Source organism: Peribacillus sp. FSL K6-5616, from assembly GCF_038008245.1.
Lineage (GTDB): Bacteria > Bacillota > Bacilli > Bacillales > DSM-1321 > Peribacillus > Peribacillus frigoritolerans.
Genome location: NZ_JBBOYT010000001.1, coordinates 2134637 through 2149553 on the forward strand (window position 1 = coordinate 2134637; position 14917 = coordinate 2149553).

Below are 14917 nucleotides of genomic sequence, written 5' to 3' on the forward strand. Positions count from 1 at the left end.
GATGATCTAACCAAAAATATTGTCATGAATAAGAAGAAAACCTCCCCTTAATGAGACGTTAACTTAATATAGGATGTACTTTTACAGCACTTACTTTAAAGCCGGGCATTTTGCATGTCGGGTCTAAATCCTGTGAAACGAGGCGATTGACATTTTGGGAGTCTGCCCAATGAAAAGGGACGAATATAGTATCATGGCGAATCGTTGGGGACCATTTGCTTCTTACGACAATACTTCCGCGCCTTGATTCAATTTTCACCAAAGTATTGTCTGAAATATGATATTTCTTGGCTGTTTCCGGATGGATTTCCATATATGATTCAAAATTTCTTGCGGCTAATGATGAGCTTTTTCTCGTTTGTACTCCTGTTAAATAATGTGACATGATTCTTCCTGTTGTCAAATAAAGCGGAAATTCCGTACATGGCTTTTCTTTTGGAACATGAGGCAGGTTATTAACCACTACCATGGCCGCCTTTCCGTCCGGGTGGGCAAAAGACGATTCGAATAACCTTTTTGTCCCTTTATGGTCAATGGATGGACATGGCCACAAAATGCCTCCTTCTTTTCTTAAGCGATCATACGTTATACCATAATAATCGGCGGTTCCCCCGCGGCTTGCCACTCTTAGTTCTTCAAATATCTCATTTGCAGATTGAAAGGGAAAATGCTCCCCTTTCCCAAGAGCTTTAGCTATATCACAGATGATTTGCCAATCATGCTTCACTTCCCCAGGTGATGAAAAACTCGCTTCCCGCAACGTTACCCGTCCTTCTAAATTCGTCATTGTTCCCTCATCCTCTAAATAAGACGAAGCAGGTAAAATCAAATCAGCCAATCTAGCAGTTTCAGAAACGAACATGTCTACCGCGACAAGAAACTTTAATTTTTTCAAAGCCTTTTTGACAAAGTTAGCATTTGGATTCGAAACAATGGGATTGGAACACATTAAAAACATGCCGGTAATTTCACCTTCATTTATCTTCTCTATCATCTCGTATGCCGAGACGCCTTTACGTGGCAATTCAGTCTCATCAATTCCCCATATTCTTGCAATATGTAATCTATGTTCCTTCATTTTCAATCATGCGATACCCTGGCAGCTGGTCTGCTTTTTGGCCATGCTCTCTTGCTCCCTGTCCATTCCCCTGACCGGTTATGGCCCCATAGCCCGAATTCACTTTTCCGATTTTTCCTGTAACAATAAGAATATTAAGAAAATTTCGTACAGCCGCTGAACCATCTGTTTGCTGCTCAACACCCCTAGCTGTAAAAATCATCCCTGATTCTTCTTTCCCGAACATGGCAGCCGCTTTTTGGATTTGGTCACTAGGAACACCTGTCAATTCTGCAATTTCCTCCAACTCTAAAGATGTAACATACTCTTTAACTTCTTTATAGCCATTTGCACGTTCACGGATATACGCTTCATCAATAAGATCCTCTTCAATGATCACTTTCAATAATCCGTTTGCCAAGGCGGCATCCATCCCAGGTTTCACCTTTAGATGTAAGTCGGCCATTTTCGTTGTTGCGGTTTCCCGGGGATCTACAGCAATGATATATGCCCCATTTTGTTTCGCTTGCTCAAAGTACGGCATGATTGTCGGCTGGCATTCCGCAATATTCGTACCCGCCAAGATTATGCACTTTGTGAACGGAACCTCTGATAAGCTGTTGGTCAGGCCCCTGTCCATACCAAATGTTTGGCTTGCTGCCGAAGCAGCTGCAGACATGCACAAACGGCCATTATAATCTATATACTTTGTTTTTAAAGCCACTCTTGCAAATTTCCCAAGCAAATAGGCTTCTTCATTTGAAATGGATGCACTTCCATAAACAGATAATGCATTTACACCATCTTCTGCTTGAATTTTAGTGAAATTCTCCTTAATGTGGCTTAATGCTTCCTCCCATGATATTCGAACAAATTCCCCATTTTTTTTCAATAATGGGTATTTAATTCGATCTTTATGCAAAGCATGTTGGTGTGCATTCATTCCTTTAATGCATAAGCGCCCCTCTGAGGTTGGATTATCTTTTCCAATCGTCAAATACTTTTTTCTTGTCACTATTGTTTGTTCCAGCAGCTGCATCTTACATTGCATGCTGCAAAATGGACATTGTGTATCATATCGTTTTTCTGATTGGACCTCTTGTTGCTTCGTGCGGAAATACTTTAATAATAATTCGGTCAAGGCTCCTCACCCTTTACTCATGGATTTCTATGGATTTTTCATGGTACAAACATTTATCCGCTTACTAAGTCTTGCATCTAGTTTTCCCTTTTGTTCATTCCCTGATCTAGGCCATTTCCAATCGTTGAGATAGTTGCTGACTAAGTTCATTATCAAACAAAACTTCTCTAACATGAATTAAACCCACTCGTTCAATCCATTTCCAAGTCCGTTCTAAGTAGTTGGCTGTTTCCCGATAATATTGAATAAAGCCGATGATGATTTCAATGGCTTCTTCATTTGTGCCGGCTACACATAGCAGTTCACCGGCACGTGCATCACGCCCGCTGCTTCCGCCCACATATATTTCCCAGCCCCTGTCAATGCCCATAACACCTATATCTTTCGTTGTTGATCCTGCACCGTTATGCATACAAGCGGATATGCCCATCTTTATACGGTATGGTGTTGATACTTGCTCCAATCTTTTTTCCAAATCTACAGCAAGTAATAGGGATTGCTGTTTATCACAAGAGCAAACATGTTCGCCGATACATGTTTTGACGTTTTGGACGGTGTTACCATATTTCGAACTTAACGGCATATCTAAATCAGCCCACACACCTGGGAGATCTTCTTTTTTCACCCCCATTAAATGAATCCTTTGTTCACTTGTTACCGCAACTTGGGATATTTCATATTTATCGGCAACATTAGCAATTTTTCGCAAGTCTTTTGCATTCGTCATCCCGCCGTACATTTGCGGGATAACTGAGTATAGGTTATCACTTTGAACTGTTGCATTCTTTTTTTCGTTTATGAAAAGAGTTTGCTGTCTGATCTCGTACTCTGGATGAATCATCCCTAAATAATAGCTCAATGCAGGCCTGCAAGTTGAACAACCTTTTGTATTTTCCCATTCAAGAGCATCCATCGCTTCTTGGACAGTCGATACGTCTTGGAGCTGCATTTTATACACGATTTCATCTTCCGTTAATTTCGTACATGAGCAAAATGCAGTTTGTTTCTCATCCTGAGTAGTAAGGTTACTTTGAATATAGGTCAAAAGCTCGGTCACTGCCGGCTTACATCCGCCGCAAGAACCGGAAGCCTTTGTGCATTGTTTAACTTGTTCCACTGTCGATAATCCCTTATTTTGAACCGCTTCAATGATTCCCCCCTTTGAAACAGCATTACAATGGCAAATGATTTCATGATTTGCCATCGAAGCGATTAATCCCTCAGCCGTATTTGGTGACTGGAACAGTGCACGCCTTTCCTCTGACGATACTTCTTGCCGCTTTACTATCATATCGAGTAATCGTGAGCTGTTGTTTGTATCTCCATAAAGCACAGCACCTATGATTTTTCTTCCTTGAAAAACCAACTTTTTATAAACACTATCCAATTCATCAAAAGTTGTGATGGATTTCGTTGTTTCGTCACCATGGAAATCACCAACAGAAAATAGCTCAACTCCTGATATTTTCAACTGGGTCGAAAGGACCGAGCCTTGGTATCCGCTGCATTTCATCTCACAAATATGCTTTGCCAGCACTTCACCTTGTTCGTATAAAGGTTTAACCAGCCCATAAACCACGCCTTGATGTTCAGCACATTCACCAACCGCATAAATATCTGGGATGCTGGTTTCTAAATAGTCGTTTACAATAATCGCACGATTTGTATCAATTCCGCTTTCTTTGGCCAACTGAATATTCGGTCTGACTCCCGCAGCCATAACGACCAAATCTGCATCCAGCTCCGTTCCATCCTTAAAACGGACGCGCTCTACACGCTCGTTACCGATTAACTCCTGTGTTTCCTTTTTTAAAAGAAAGTTCATTCCCTGGTTTTCCAACTCTTTTTGCAGTAAAAGTGATGCCGTTGAATCGAGCTGCCTTTCCATTAAATAGTCAGCGATATGAACGACATGCACTTCCATACCAAGGTTTAACAGCCCTCTCGCTGCTTCCAAACCTAACAAACCGCCTCCGATGACGACTGCTTTTTTATGTTTGCGTGAAGTTTCAATCATCTTTTGGCAATCTTCAATCGTCCGAAATGCAATGACGCCTTCTTTATCTACACCTGTGACAGGAAGAATGAACGGGACAGAACCTGTGGCAATTATCAGCTTATCGTAGTAAACTTCCCGTTCTTTGTCTGTTTTTATTTTCCTCGTCTCTTTATCGATTTTTACTACCGTTTCACCTGTGAACAATTGGATATTATTCTCCGTATACCAGTTTCGATCATTTATCGTAATATCTTCAAAAGAGGTGTTGCCTTGAAGCACAGTCGACAATAAGATTCGGTTATAGTTAACGTGCGGTTCACTTCCGAAAATAGTAATCTCAAATGCAGTCGGATCCTTACTTATAATGGATTCAACACAACGTATTCCCGCCATTCCGTTCCCTACTAAGACCAGTTTTTGTTTATACATTTTATCCCCCCAAAAACAAGTACTGTAAAAAGCCAAACTAAGTAAACAAAGTTCTAGATCTTAACTGAATTCTTTCCGAGTACCCACGTTTTTCTCCATGAAAGCTGAGCTAGGCCCAGGATAAGCAAAGCCACGATTCCAACTGCGGAAAATACTAAAAATCCTGTAGCATATGTGCCGGTAACCTGTTTCAACGTACCTAGTATGTTTGGAACCAAGAATCCGCCAACACCTCCGGCAGCTCCCACAATCCCTGTGATAAAACCTATTTCTTTAGAAAATCGCTGTGGAACTAACTGAAAGACAGCTCCGTTGCCCATACCGAGAAATAGCATTCCGATGAACAGAAGGATCGTAACGGCAGTAAGAGAATAAAGAAAACTAATCCCAAACATACATATAGTGAGTCCAATAAATAAAAACATAAGCAGTTTAACTCCACCTATTTTATCGGCAATAAATCCTCCGACGGGACGAAAGAAACTTCCGGCGATGACACATAATGTAACAAATTCCCCCGCCCTTATTCGTGTTAACCCATACTCATCAACAAAAAAGATGCTTAAGAAGCTAGTAAACCCGACAAAGCCGCCAAAAGTCACACTGTAAAGAATACAGAAATACCAAGTGTCCGTTATTTTAAATACGTTGAAATATTCCTTTAGTGGTTTTGCCGGCGGTTGAGACGGTGCGTCTTTTGCGATTAAAATATAAATGATAAACACGATGGTTAAAGGAATCAAAGCTAATCCCATAACATTATGCCAGCCAAGAGATTCTGCAAGACGAGGTCCGAACAATGTCGCAAAAAGAGTTCCGCTGTTACCGGCACCTGCAATGCCCATCGCAAGACCCTGTAAATGCGGGGGATACCAACGACTGGCCATAGGAAGTGCTGCAGCAAAACTTGCTCCAGCCACTCCTAGCAAAATCCCTATTAAATAAAGCTCTGCTAAACTTTCACCGAATAACCATCCCCAAAAAAGCGGAATCATTGTAACAAGCATCCCGCCGATTGCGGTTTTCCGCGGGCCGATGCGGTCAGTCAAAAAACCAAGGACGATTCGAAAAAACGAGCCTCCCAAAATCGGAATAGCCACAATCAAGCCTTTTTCAGCTGGGGAAAGTCCGAAATCCTTTGTAATATAGACACCGAGTGCCCCTAATAATACCCAAATCATAAAACTGATATCAAAATAAAGGAATGAAGCTAATAATGACGGAGCATGACCGCTTTTTTTCAATTCAGATATTTTCATTTTCATCTCTCCAATACTTTAGTAATTGAATATTTGTTTATTTTACTCTTATAAAAGTAAGATTTCTTTGTTTATGTAAGAAAACATCACACACTTTTTTTGCAAGTTATTAAATGTGAATACTTTAAGGTAGGTATTGGTCAAAAATTAATAAATTCATTTCCTTTTTCTTATATAAATCGCATGATATTGTGGTTTACTTAGGTGATGTAAAGTTACAAGCTTGTTTAACTTTTCAGTTATGGCCGCAATAAACTCCAATAACATTTTGAAATATTCTCCATAAAAAAAAGAGAAGCCTAATGCTTAAGCTTCTCTTCCAGTCTGTAGATAAACCCGACTATAATGGGGTTTGTTTACAGTTTTATATTTGTCCGTTAATTCCATTCCAGGCAGACGCTCCCAAACAACTTTGTTTAACATTAAGATAGAACTCCTTTTGCCAACAGTCTTTTTTGTTTAAAATAGAAGAAATAGAACTTGAGGTGATATCCATTCAGCGCGAACAACTTTAACTGATGACTGCCTCTTCTTTAGAGGTGGGTTCTTCCCACGGCACGAAACAAGGATCTCCTTCATATGATGTGTTATGAACGGCATGAGATATTTAATAATCTGATTCTATGGGGAAAGGTTGGGTGCAATAATATGAAGCAATATCCATTTCAGAACATCCCATTTCAAAATATTCAGAAAAAAGATATGTCATTTGAAGAGGTATTCGTTCATATTGCTGGGTTTATGGAATTAAATCCTTCCGGTAACTATCAATTAATGGTCGGGACAGATTCGCAAGTACATAAAAAACATACGGTTTTCATTACAGGCATCGTAATACGGCAGGTCGGAAATGGTGTATGGGGTTGTATAAGAAAAGTGATGATCCCTAGAAGGATGCTGCATTTACATGAACGTATTTCTCAAGAGTTGTCGTTAACAGAGGAAATCGTATCACTGTTTACGGAAGAAAGGAAAAATCAGTTAATCGATATTGTCCTGCCTGCTGTATATCAAGGGGCAACGTTCACAATGGAAGGTCACATTGATATCGGGATTGGAAAGCGAAACAAAACCAGTGAGTTTGTAAAAGAAATGGTAGCCAGGATGGAATCCATGGGGGTGGAACCAAAAATCAAACCGGATGCTTTCGTCGCTTCAAGTTATGCCAACCGTTATACAAAACAAGAGTGACTGTTTACAAAAACATGTAATTACCCAATGGTATCCACACTGGATTTTTTAAAGCTGATTGTACAATTTGGTTTGGGAGACTGCAAACGGTACATACATTTTTTTGGTACGCTATTTTAAATAAAGCAAAAAACCGGCCTCAGACCGAGACCGGCTTCAACATTTTAAGATATAAGCCGCCAATGCCGTATTCAGTAAGAAAGTTTTAAACCACCACTCCTCAAAGTGGGTGTTTGCAGAAAAAATCCTGTTGTCCAAGTCAGTGACGAGGCATAACATTCCTATTTCAATATAAAACTCCCTATTACAGCTTAAAGGTTAAAACTTAATTATCATTACGAACAGTGCAGCTTGTATTATTATAATACCTGAATTACTCACATGTTACAATGTTAATAATCACCATTTTAAAATCGCTTATGGCTGTGGAATGGATGGAAGCTGGATTAGTACTTCGTTATAATCAACTATTGATCAAAATAACCGATAAAATCCCCTTGCTCCTTATTTTGCAGATATAATACCGTTTCTTTGTCAGAAATGGTTGGCAGTCCGAATTTTTGATCATACCTCTCAATTCCTTTACCTGTAATGATAATCCAATCCCCTTCCTTTCCTGCTTGTAACGCCTCCTGGATAGCAAAGGTACGATCAGGAATAACCTTCCCGTTTCCAGCTGAGTAATCGCTAAGCAGTCTATTTAGTGTGGATTCCATCCCTTCAATTCCGTCCGAATTCAGATCATCCATTGTCAAAATCAAAACATCACTATGTTCCGATGATACTTTAACCATTTCAGCCCTTTTGGTTGTATCTCGTCCACCCCGGAAACCAAAGATATGATAAATCTTTTTGGCCCCACACTCTTTGGCCGTTTGAAGCATGTGATGAATGGCATCTGCAGTATGTGCATAATCGATGACTATAGTCGGCCCAGAAGCTTTCTTATATATTTCAAACCTTCCTGGTACACCGGAAAATCGTTTCAGTGAAGTGAGAATTTCCTGTTTTGAAATTGGAAACATCTTCGCTACGGAATAGGCAGCTGTTGCGTTATATAAATTATGAAGTCCGGGTAAAGGTAACTCAATTTTCACAAAGTCATGATTCTCATTCAATAAAATAAAGGGGTTCGTTGCGGTATTATAATTGGTGATGGCTAAATCGCAGCGATTGGATTTTCCAAAAACAAAGGCACTGACATTCTTCTCCCATAAGTATTCTTGCAGTTTCCCCCCCCAGAAATCATCTCCATTAATAATCGCAAGACCACTAGGTTTCAATTTTTCAAAAAGCAGTAATTTTGCCAGGAAATAATCCTCCATCGTACCATGGAAGTCGAGATGGTCATGATACAAATTCGTGAAGACACAGAAATCAAATTCAATTCCTTCTAAACGGTATTGAGCTAATCCATGTGAAGACACTTCCATTATGACAACCATGTCCCTACTTTCAGCCAGCAAGGAATTCAATTCCATGGTACCTGGAGTCGTATTATGGGAATCGACTTTGTTTCCATTGATAATATGCTGTATCGTACCAATGACTGAACAGGTTACTCCATTTTCTTCTAATATTTGCTGAAGCATATAGCTAGTTGTAGTTTTTCCATTTGTACCCGTAATTCCTATCATTATTTTTTGATTGCTGGGATCACCATAAAACCTTTTAGCGATTTGCCCTAATGCTTTACGGCTGTTCTCCACTCTTAAATAAGGAACTTCCAAACCCTTAATATCGCGACTGCCAATCACAGCCGATGCCCCTAAGCGAATTGCATCATTGATGTAATTATGGCCATCGGACTTATATCCGGTTACGGCAATAAAAAGGAATCCTTTTTTTATTTCTTTAGAGTTATCGGTTACACCTGTTATGGATATATGTTCAACGTCCTTCGGCAAATCCCCGTTTATCGCTTCTATCAATATGTCTTTAAGGATCATTAACTTTTCTCCTTTGTAAGCTATTCACTGATTTTTGCATAAGTACCAATAAGCCCATTTTTAGTATGAACCAGTACTCCCAAAATAATTGTCAATCCAGAATTTGTTAGTTCTAATGACAGTAAAAAGAAAAAAAGAAAAGCAGCCAAAATTGGCTGCTTTTCTTTTGGTTGTAGCTGTATTTAGGTGTTGGAACACCGCAAGATGCTTATGATTGAACTTCCAGAGGTTTCGTTTCGGCCTTCTGATTGTACAATGGCAATATGAAAAACATTCCTAGAATAAAAAAGAAAGCGGCGGTTTCAAATATGGCGACGAGTGAAAATTGCTCTTTCAGCACGCCTGCCGCACTCATGGTCAATACCATCGATCCAGTGAATAATGGGCTTAAGATTCCATTGACCCTTCCGATGAACTCGCCCTCGGTCCTCTGCAATATCAATGTATTGATCCCGATTTGGATACAAGGAAGCATTAGCCCGTTAAAGAACTCGGCAGTAAGTGTAATCCAAAGATTTGTTGAAAGTCCCATTACCGCCAATCCTATGGCATTCACAAGCATTCCGAAAGCTAATAATCTTTGAGGTGCCACCTTTTTGGCAAAAATCATTACACCGGCTCCGCCTAAAATCATACCAAACCCATTCACCATAAATAACCATTGGAGATTTTCCTTAGGCAGTTCCAGTTGTTCTGTAACAAGGAATATCGAGAGCGGCTGAATGAAACCCAGTCCGAGCCCAGCTGCCAGAAAACATAAACCAAGCAAACTCAGTTCTTTTTTTCGCAATACGTAGCTCACACCGCTTTTCATTTCCTGCCATAATGTTGTTTTTGCTGTCCCCTCATTCAGTTTGCGATCTTTTGGAAGAAAGGCGAGTGCGCCAGCTGAAAGTAGAAACGCCAGGCCAGTAATCGCAATCGAGGTGTTTATCCCGAAAGATTGGAAGGCAAATGTACCGAGAATCGGACCTAAAACCATAAATACTGCGAAAACGGTCTGATAAACTGACATCCCTGTCTGGATTTGACTTTCTGGCAAATGCATCTTAAATAGCTTCATGCCCGATGGCTGAGAAAATTGAGAAAGTATCGCCGAAATTAAAGTTGCGAAGAAAACCATTTTCCAACTGCCGAAGATTAGTGAGGTAAGCACAGCAAATACGGATATTGCACTTAAAATATCACACCAAACCATCGTTTTTTTCGGACTCCAGCGATCAGCAAATGTACCTCCAATAAATGAAAAAATAAAAATGGGTGCGAATTCTGCTACTGATATCATGGAAATGGCAAAGGCATCTCCATTTGTCTTCTCCATGACGAATAACAAAACGGCAAAATTCCGTACCCATATCCCTATTTGTAAAAACAACCCTGAGAAGATAATGGCCTGGAATACTCGATTTTTAAAAATGTTAGGTTCCTTATTATTTAATGTTTCAGATGTGTTATTCGCCAATATAAAAACCCCCTGTGAAATATCTGGACAGGAGGCAGTACAATACAAATTTAACAAGGCAAAATATCCCTAATCGAAGGACACAATGATCTTTGTTTGTATTTTAATGTACAGACTAATCCTATCCAGAAAAAAATTCGTTTTAAGCACGCATTTTTTCTTTAAAAATAGGATTAAATGATCATTGTTTAAAGGTCACCCTTCCATTTTATGTTATTTTCATAATAATTTATTTAATCTGATAAATCAAGGGAAAAATCAATAAAATAAAACTATTTTTTGGGATGGGTTTGTTCTATTTTTCTAATTAAAAAAAGGACTTCCTTTAAAAGAAAGCCCTTTAATATCCTTAAGCTTCAAAGGGCTGCCGTCGAATATGGCTTCTGCCCCTTGTTACCTTATCCATCTTTTTTCATGACCTTTTCCCGGATTATCTCAAGCAATTGTGTTTCTTCTTTTCAGTTTTCCAATAAACGTTCTTGATTAGGATTGCCCTGTACAAGCAAATGGGAAGATGGCATTAGAATTTGATGCTCATGTAAAGCAGTCATCATTTCAAACCTCACGCTTCTCGATGTTTCAAAGTAATCATCAGGTTTCACAAGTCCCACTATGCATAGTTCATATCCAACATATTTTAGATTCGGATTTAAATCCGTTATGCCTATGTATCTAAAATCCTCTTCAGGTGTACCATCTTCTAGCCTTAGAAGGCTTTCACCATACTTATCATTACAGATAATACATATATCCTCCAACAGACTTTTTACCTTTTCAGGATTTTCCTGGTAACTTACTGTAATGCGTTCAATGATTCGCATTCTCCCTTTATTAAAATTTTGGATCGTCCTGATTTCACTATGTGGGATGGTCAGCAATTTTCCTGACCATTCCCTGATTTGCATGAACCGGATACCGATTTCCTCAATCGTCCCGGAACTTGTCCCGTTGAATGTCACGAAATTCCCGACTCGGAATTCATTATCAGAAAGCCTTACAAATCCCAATAGGATATCCTTAAGCATTTGCTGAGCGGCAAATCCGATCACGACCCCTAAAATACCAGCTCCAGCTAAAATTCCTTTTAGGTCTATAAACTGTCCAATCAAATATATAAGGAAAAGCCCGGATATACCGTACCTAAGAGAAGAACGAGTAACCCCCTGTATTGTTTTTTCGACTTCTTCGTCGAAAAAATTGGATCTTCTAAAGAACCATTCAACCAGTTTATTCAAAATATAATAAACCGCCAATAACAGTATAGCCAATATGAAAAGCCTCAATAATAAAAATTCTTCCCAGTAATCCACAGCAAGCTCAGAAAATTTCAAGATATTCATGTTTTCACCTCCATTTTCACGTTTATTCAGAATCGATTAAAATCCAGTCATCATCCTTTCCGATTATCCCTTTATCAAGGATAAGTCTCGTTTTAAGGCGATAGGATACCCCTCGCTTATAAGGCTCCTTCAATATAGGCAGACAAAAGTTGAAAGGAATTTCGTTGCTTTCCCCTGAATTTATCTCCCTTGTAGACAAAATGGTGCTCGTTTTAAGGATCTCTTCCATTCCGGTAGAATGAGTATCCATGATCAAATCACATTCAATCCTTCTTATTCTTTGCGCAAGGGTACCACCCTTAATCAAAAAATATCCATTTATGCATTCACCGGATTTATACGTATTTTTCGGAAGGATTAAATCTATTTGTGCAGAACCTATTCCTAAAAGTAGCAAAGATTTTCTAAGTATCAAAGAATACACTCCATTTATATTTATTTGTTTTTCTATTAAAACCCACATGTTTATACATTTCCTTAAGGGGACTACAAAAAAACCTTTACCATTTTGGTAAAGGTTTACTAAAAGAAAATAGACCTTTACCAATAGGTAAGGTCTGGCTAACAACAATATGCTGCCAACAACACCGAGAGCAAAGAGCTCCGTAATGACGACATTGTTGTAAAAGCTACTCCCCTTTGGAGAATGTATTCAAGTATATAATTTATAATACGGTAGAATTAGAAAGTTTGTCAAACCTTTATATTTTATTTTTTTCGGGCTCTGCCCGGGTAATTCGAGTTCTTTGAGCATATCTTGTCATTAATGAAAATATAATGGATGAACTTGTCCAGTGAGAGAATTAACTGCCAGGTTTTAAATAGGCCAGTTCGTGGAATAGGAAGTATGTAACACCTCCTTCTATTTACAAATCGGTGAACGCCTTTCAAAAAGAATAAAGTGAACAAACTATGAATATTTTATAAAACCTAAAATTATATTTAAAAATTAACAAGATTTCTCTTTTACTTATGCCGAACTTGTTGTAATATAAATGTAACAATTGTAATATTTATTAAACTTTCGTTACATAAGTATCCTAATTAGGGATTGGGGAGATATGATATGAAAAAATTTTCAGGTATGCTATTATCCATTATCATTTTATTTTTCACATTAAGTGGTCCGGTTACCGCAAAAACGACATCATTGTCTGACGCAAATGCATTAAAGATAGCCGATAATGCCAGCAAACATTTTTGGAATGCTTTACATGGATACAAAACCCGTTCTTGTTCACAAAAAACTTTCAATTATAAAGGAACAGAGTATTCATACCTTTGCCAAGAGTTTAATACAAAAGATAAATTGACTGCCTACTTAGCAGAGACATTTACTAATAATGCAGTTGAAAAAGGGCTGACTAAATATAATTACATTACCCATAAAGGGAAATTAGCCCGTCCAGTCGGAGATGGCTTTAGCATGTTAGAGTGGAAAAAAGCCAAAATTAAATTGGCCTATCAAAAACAAAACGTTAGGTCATACAATTTAACTGTACCTACAGTCGACGGTGAGTCAGTAAAAAGAACGGTTACCTTTTATAAGGCCGGTTCCGCTTGGAAAGTCAATCAGTTCGATGCAGTTCAATAAAACATTGGTTTAAATGTAACGCCTCATATGCTGTATAGTTAATTAAAAACTATATGACATATGAGGTGTTTTTTTGTTGTCCCTTGTATCTTGAGAAATAATCTTTCAGGCTTGTATCAGCTCACCTTTCACTTCACAAAACAAAAAAAACACAGCTAAGATGCTGTGCCTTAACGGATTTTTGCCTTTCGGAAGCCTTGATAGGTATCGTAGGCGGCAAAAATGATGGAGATGAGTATGAGACCCCAGTATATCGAGCTTTTCCATTCATCGATTGAGAATAGTGTTCTTTGGTATGCAAGGAATTCCGGGTTCAATAAATCAGGATTACTGATGATGATGATGAAAGCCAGAGTGTACAACAGCTGGTATATGGCATGAAAAAAAGCTAATTTCAGGGTCCATCGACCTAAAACTAATTTATATATCGCTAAGAGCACCCCAATGATAATGACGCCAGATACCAGCAGCCAATAGGAATTCAATACATCTTGATTAAAAGAAGGTGTCACGAAAATGAGATTGCCATTTCTTTTTTCATACACGCCTAAGAGGTTTGCTGCATTGAAATAAAGGGCTGCGAAAACAGAAAGGCCTAACAAACTTGCAAAAACCTCGACCATAGTGACCGCTTTTTTCTTTGAAATGTTTGGAATATCTTTTAAGTTTTCCGGTGTCCATGGTTTCAAGTCTTTTGTTACAGGCGACTGGTCTTTTGAAGTATCCAAGCGTTCTAAAATGGCAAATGAAAGTGTTAACCAGAAAAACACTTGGATACCTGTACTGATGATACCTGAAATTCCTTTCCCGATTATTTTTAAAATTGCTTCCATAACCGTATTCCCCGTATCCCGAAACGGATTATCCCCTACTAATGCGATCAGTGAAATGACTGCAGCGATTGGTAAAATCATTTTCAACAGACTGATATAAACATCATAATAACGAGGCCCGATCAGATGCATTGGCCGATCGCGATAACCACTTGCCAGTGTAACCGGATCTCCTAATTTTAAAAGTACCGCTTTCACGTCTTGCTCCGTATAATCCTCCGGAAGCATATCTTCGATTGTAGATTGAAGCTCAAGCGCAATATCCGCCCGGTTTTTTTCTGGCAGCCTGCGGGTCACTTCCTGAATATAAAGTTCAATCAGCTCCATCTTCTCCCTCTCCTTTTAATAATATATAAAGCTCTTGAGAAGTTTTTTCCCATTCTTCCTTTAACTGAGTGAAGATTTCTCCCCCATAATCACTTAAAGAATAGTACTTTCGTGGTCTACTTTCAGAAGTATCCCAGCTGCTGGTCACCAATTCTTGTTTTTCCAGGCGGCGAAGCAAAGGATATAAAGTACTTTGATCTATGGTAATTCCAGACTTCTCTAAACGCTGGACAAGCGAGTACCCATACTGCGGAGTTTTGAGCTGACTTAAGACTGCTAACGTCAAAGTGCCTCTGCGCAGCTCAGTGGTTAATGAATTCAGTAAAGTGCTCATCC

At 38.9% G+C, this 14917-nt stretch carries 10 protein-coding genes, 1 other RNA gene and 1 pseudogene; 2 read left to right on the forward strand and 10 right to left on the reverse strand.

Annotation, left to right across the window (positions count from 1 at the left end):
- Positions 1 to 58: 58 nt before the first annotated feature.
- The 3 genes and pseudogenes from nasC to MHB45_RS10285 form a co-directional block, all read right to left on the reverse strand.
- Positions 59 to 2198 (reverse strand): annotated as a pseudogene (gene nasC / locus MHB45_RS10275) (assimilatory nitrate reductase catalytic subunit NasC).
- Between the two features lie 106 nt (positions 2199 to 2304).
- Positions 2305 to 4626, reverse strand: coding sequence for a nitrite reductase large subunit NirB (gene nirB / locus MHB45_RS10280; RefSeq protein WP_161922511.1), 2322 nt, complete (start codon positions 4624 to 4626; stop codon positions 2305 to 2307).
- A 53-nt stretch (positions 4627 to 4679) separates the two neighbouring features.
- Complete coding sequence (locus MHB45_RS10285; RefSeq protein WP_048882956.1) at positions 4680 to 5885, reverse strand: nitrate/nitrite transporter; 1206 nt, start codon at positions 5883 to 5885, stop codon at positions 4680 to 4682.
- A gap of 648 nt (positions 5886 to 6533) precedes the next feature.
- Between MHB45_RS10285 and MHB45_RS10290 the strand changes: the two genes are divergently transcribed.
- Positions 6534 to 7076, forward strand: a complete 543-nt coding sequence (locus MHB45_RS10290) for a ribonuclease H-like YkuK family protein (protein WP_048679130.1) — start codon at positions 6534 to 6536, stop codon at positions 7074 to 7076.
- A 169-nt stretch (positions 7077 to 7245) separates the two neighbouring features.
- Here the strand turns inward: MHB45_RS10290 and ssrS are convergent.
- From ssrS to MHB45_RS10315, 5 genes are all read right to left on the reverse strand, one after another.
- Positions 7246 to 7432: non-coding RNA, 6S RNA (ssrS, locus tag MHB45_RS10295), on the reverse strand.
- A 111-nt stretch (positions 7433 to 7543) separates the two neighbouring features.
- On the reverse strand, positions 7544 to 9025 hold the full coding sequence (locus tag MHB45_RS10300; RefSeq protein WP_072273004.1) for a UDP-N-acetylmuramoyl-L-alanyl-D-glutamate--2,6-diaminopimelate ligase: 1482 nt from the start codon (positions 9023 to 9025) through the stop codon (positions 7544 to 7546).
- Positions 9026 to 9233: 208 nt separating this feature from the next.
- Positions 9234 to 10487, reverse strand: a complete 1254-nt coding sequence (locus MHB45_RS10305) for an MFS transporter (RefSeq protein WP_048686049.1) — start codon at positions 10485 to 10487, stop codon at positions 9234 to 9236.
- Between the two features lie 458 nt (positions 10488 to 10945).
- Positions 10946 to 11827, reverse strand: a complete 882-nt coding sequence (locus tag MHB45_RS10310) for a mechanosensitive ion channel family protein (RefSeq protein WP_048686051.1) — start codon at positions 11825 to 11827, stop codon at positions 10946 to 10948.
- Positions 11828 to 11849: 22 nt separating this feature from the next.
- Positions 11850 to 12242 (reverse strand): sporulation protein, encoded by a 393-nt coding sequence (locus tag MHB45_RS10315; protein ID WP_063594970.1) that lies wholly within the window; start codon positions 12240 to 12242, stop codon positions 11850 to 11852.
- Between the two features lie 651 nt (positions 12243 to 12893).
- Here MHB45_RS10315 and MHB45_RS10320 point away from each other — a divergent pair.
- Positions 12894 to 13421 (forward strand): IseA DL-endopeptidase inhibitor family protein, encoded by a 528-nt coding sequence (locus tag MHB45_RS10320; protein WP_072273005.1) that lies wholly within the window; start codon positions 12894 to 12896, stop codon positions 13419 to 13421.
- A gap of 170 nt (positions 13422 to 13591) precedes the next feature.
- Here the strand turns inward: MHB45_RS10320 and MHB45_RS10325 are convergent, their stop codons facing one another.
- Together MHB45_RS10325 and MHB45_RS10330 are read right to left on the reverse strand one after the other, a co-directional pair.
- Positions 13592 to 14581, reverse strand: a complete 990-nt coding sequence (locus tag MHB45_RS10325; protein WP_048686054.1) for an HAAS signaling domain-containing protein — start codon at positions 14579 to 14581, stop codon at positions 13592 to 13594.
- A complete protein-coding gene (locus MHB45_RS10330; RefSeq protein ID WP_034306796.1) occupies positions 14568 to 14915 on the reverse strand; it encodes a PadR family transcriptional regulator in 348 nt (115 codons plus the stop codon). The genes MHB45_RS10325 and MHB45_RS10330 overlap by 14 nt, the downstream gene beginning before the upstream one ends.
- Between the last annotated feature and the right edge of the window lie 2 nt (positions 14916 to 14917).

Excerpts from the sequence above, each read along its gene's own strand:
- nirB (WP_161922511.1), bottom strand. The coding sequence starts at position 4,626 with ATGTATAAACAAAAACTGGTCTTAGTAGGGAACGGAATGGCGGGAATA.
- MHB45_RS10285 (WP_048882956.1), bottom strand. The coding sequence starts at position 5,885 with ATGAAAATATCTGAATTGAAAAAAAGCGGTCATGCTCCGTCATTATTA.
- MHB45_RS10290 (WP_048679130.1), top strand. The coding sequence starts at position 6,534 with ATGAAGCAATATCCATTTCAGAACATCCCATTTCAAAATATTCAGAAA.
- MHB45_RS10300 (WP_072273004.1), bottom strand. The coding sequence starts at position 9,025 with ATGATCCTTAAAGACATATTGATAGAAGCGATAAACGGGGATTTGCCG.
- MHB45_RS10310 (WP_048686051.1), bottom strand. The coding sequence starts at position 11,827 with ATGAATATCTTGAAATTTTCTGAGCTTGCTGTGGATTACTGGGAAGAA.
- MHB45_RS10320 (WP_072273005.1), top strand. The coding sequence starts at position 12,894 with ATGAAAAAATTTTCAGGTATGCTATTATCCATTATCATTTTATTTTTC.
- MHB45_RS10325 (WP_048686054.1), bottom strand. The coding sequence starts at position 14,581 with ATGGAGCTGATTGAACTTTATATTCAGGAAGTGACCCGCAGGCTGCCA.
- MHB45_RS10330 (WP_034306796.1), bottom strand. The coding sequence starts at position 14,915 with ATGAGCACTTTACTGAATTCATTAACCACTGAGCTGCGCAGAGGCACT.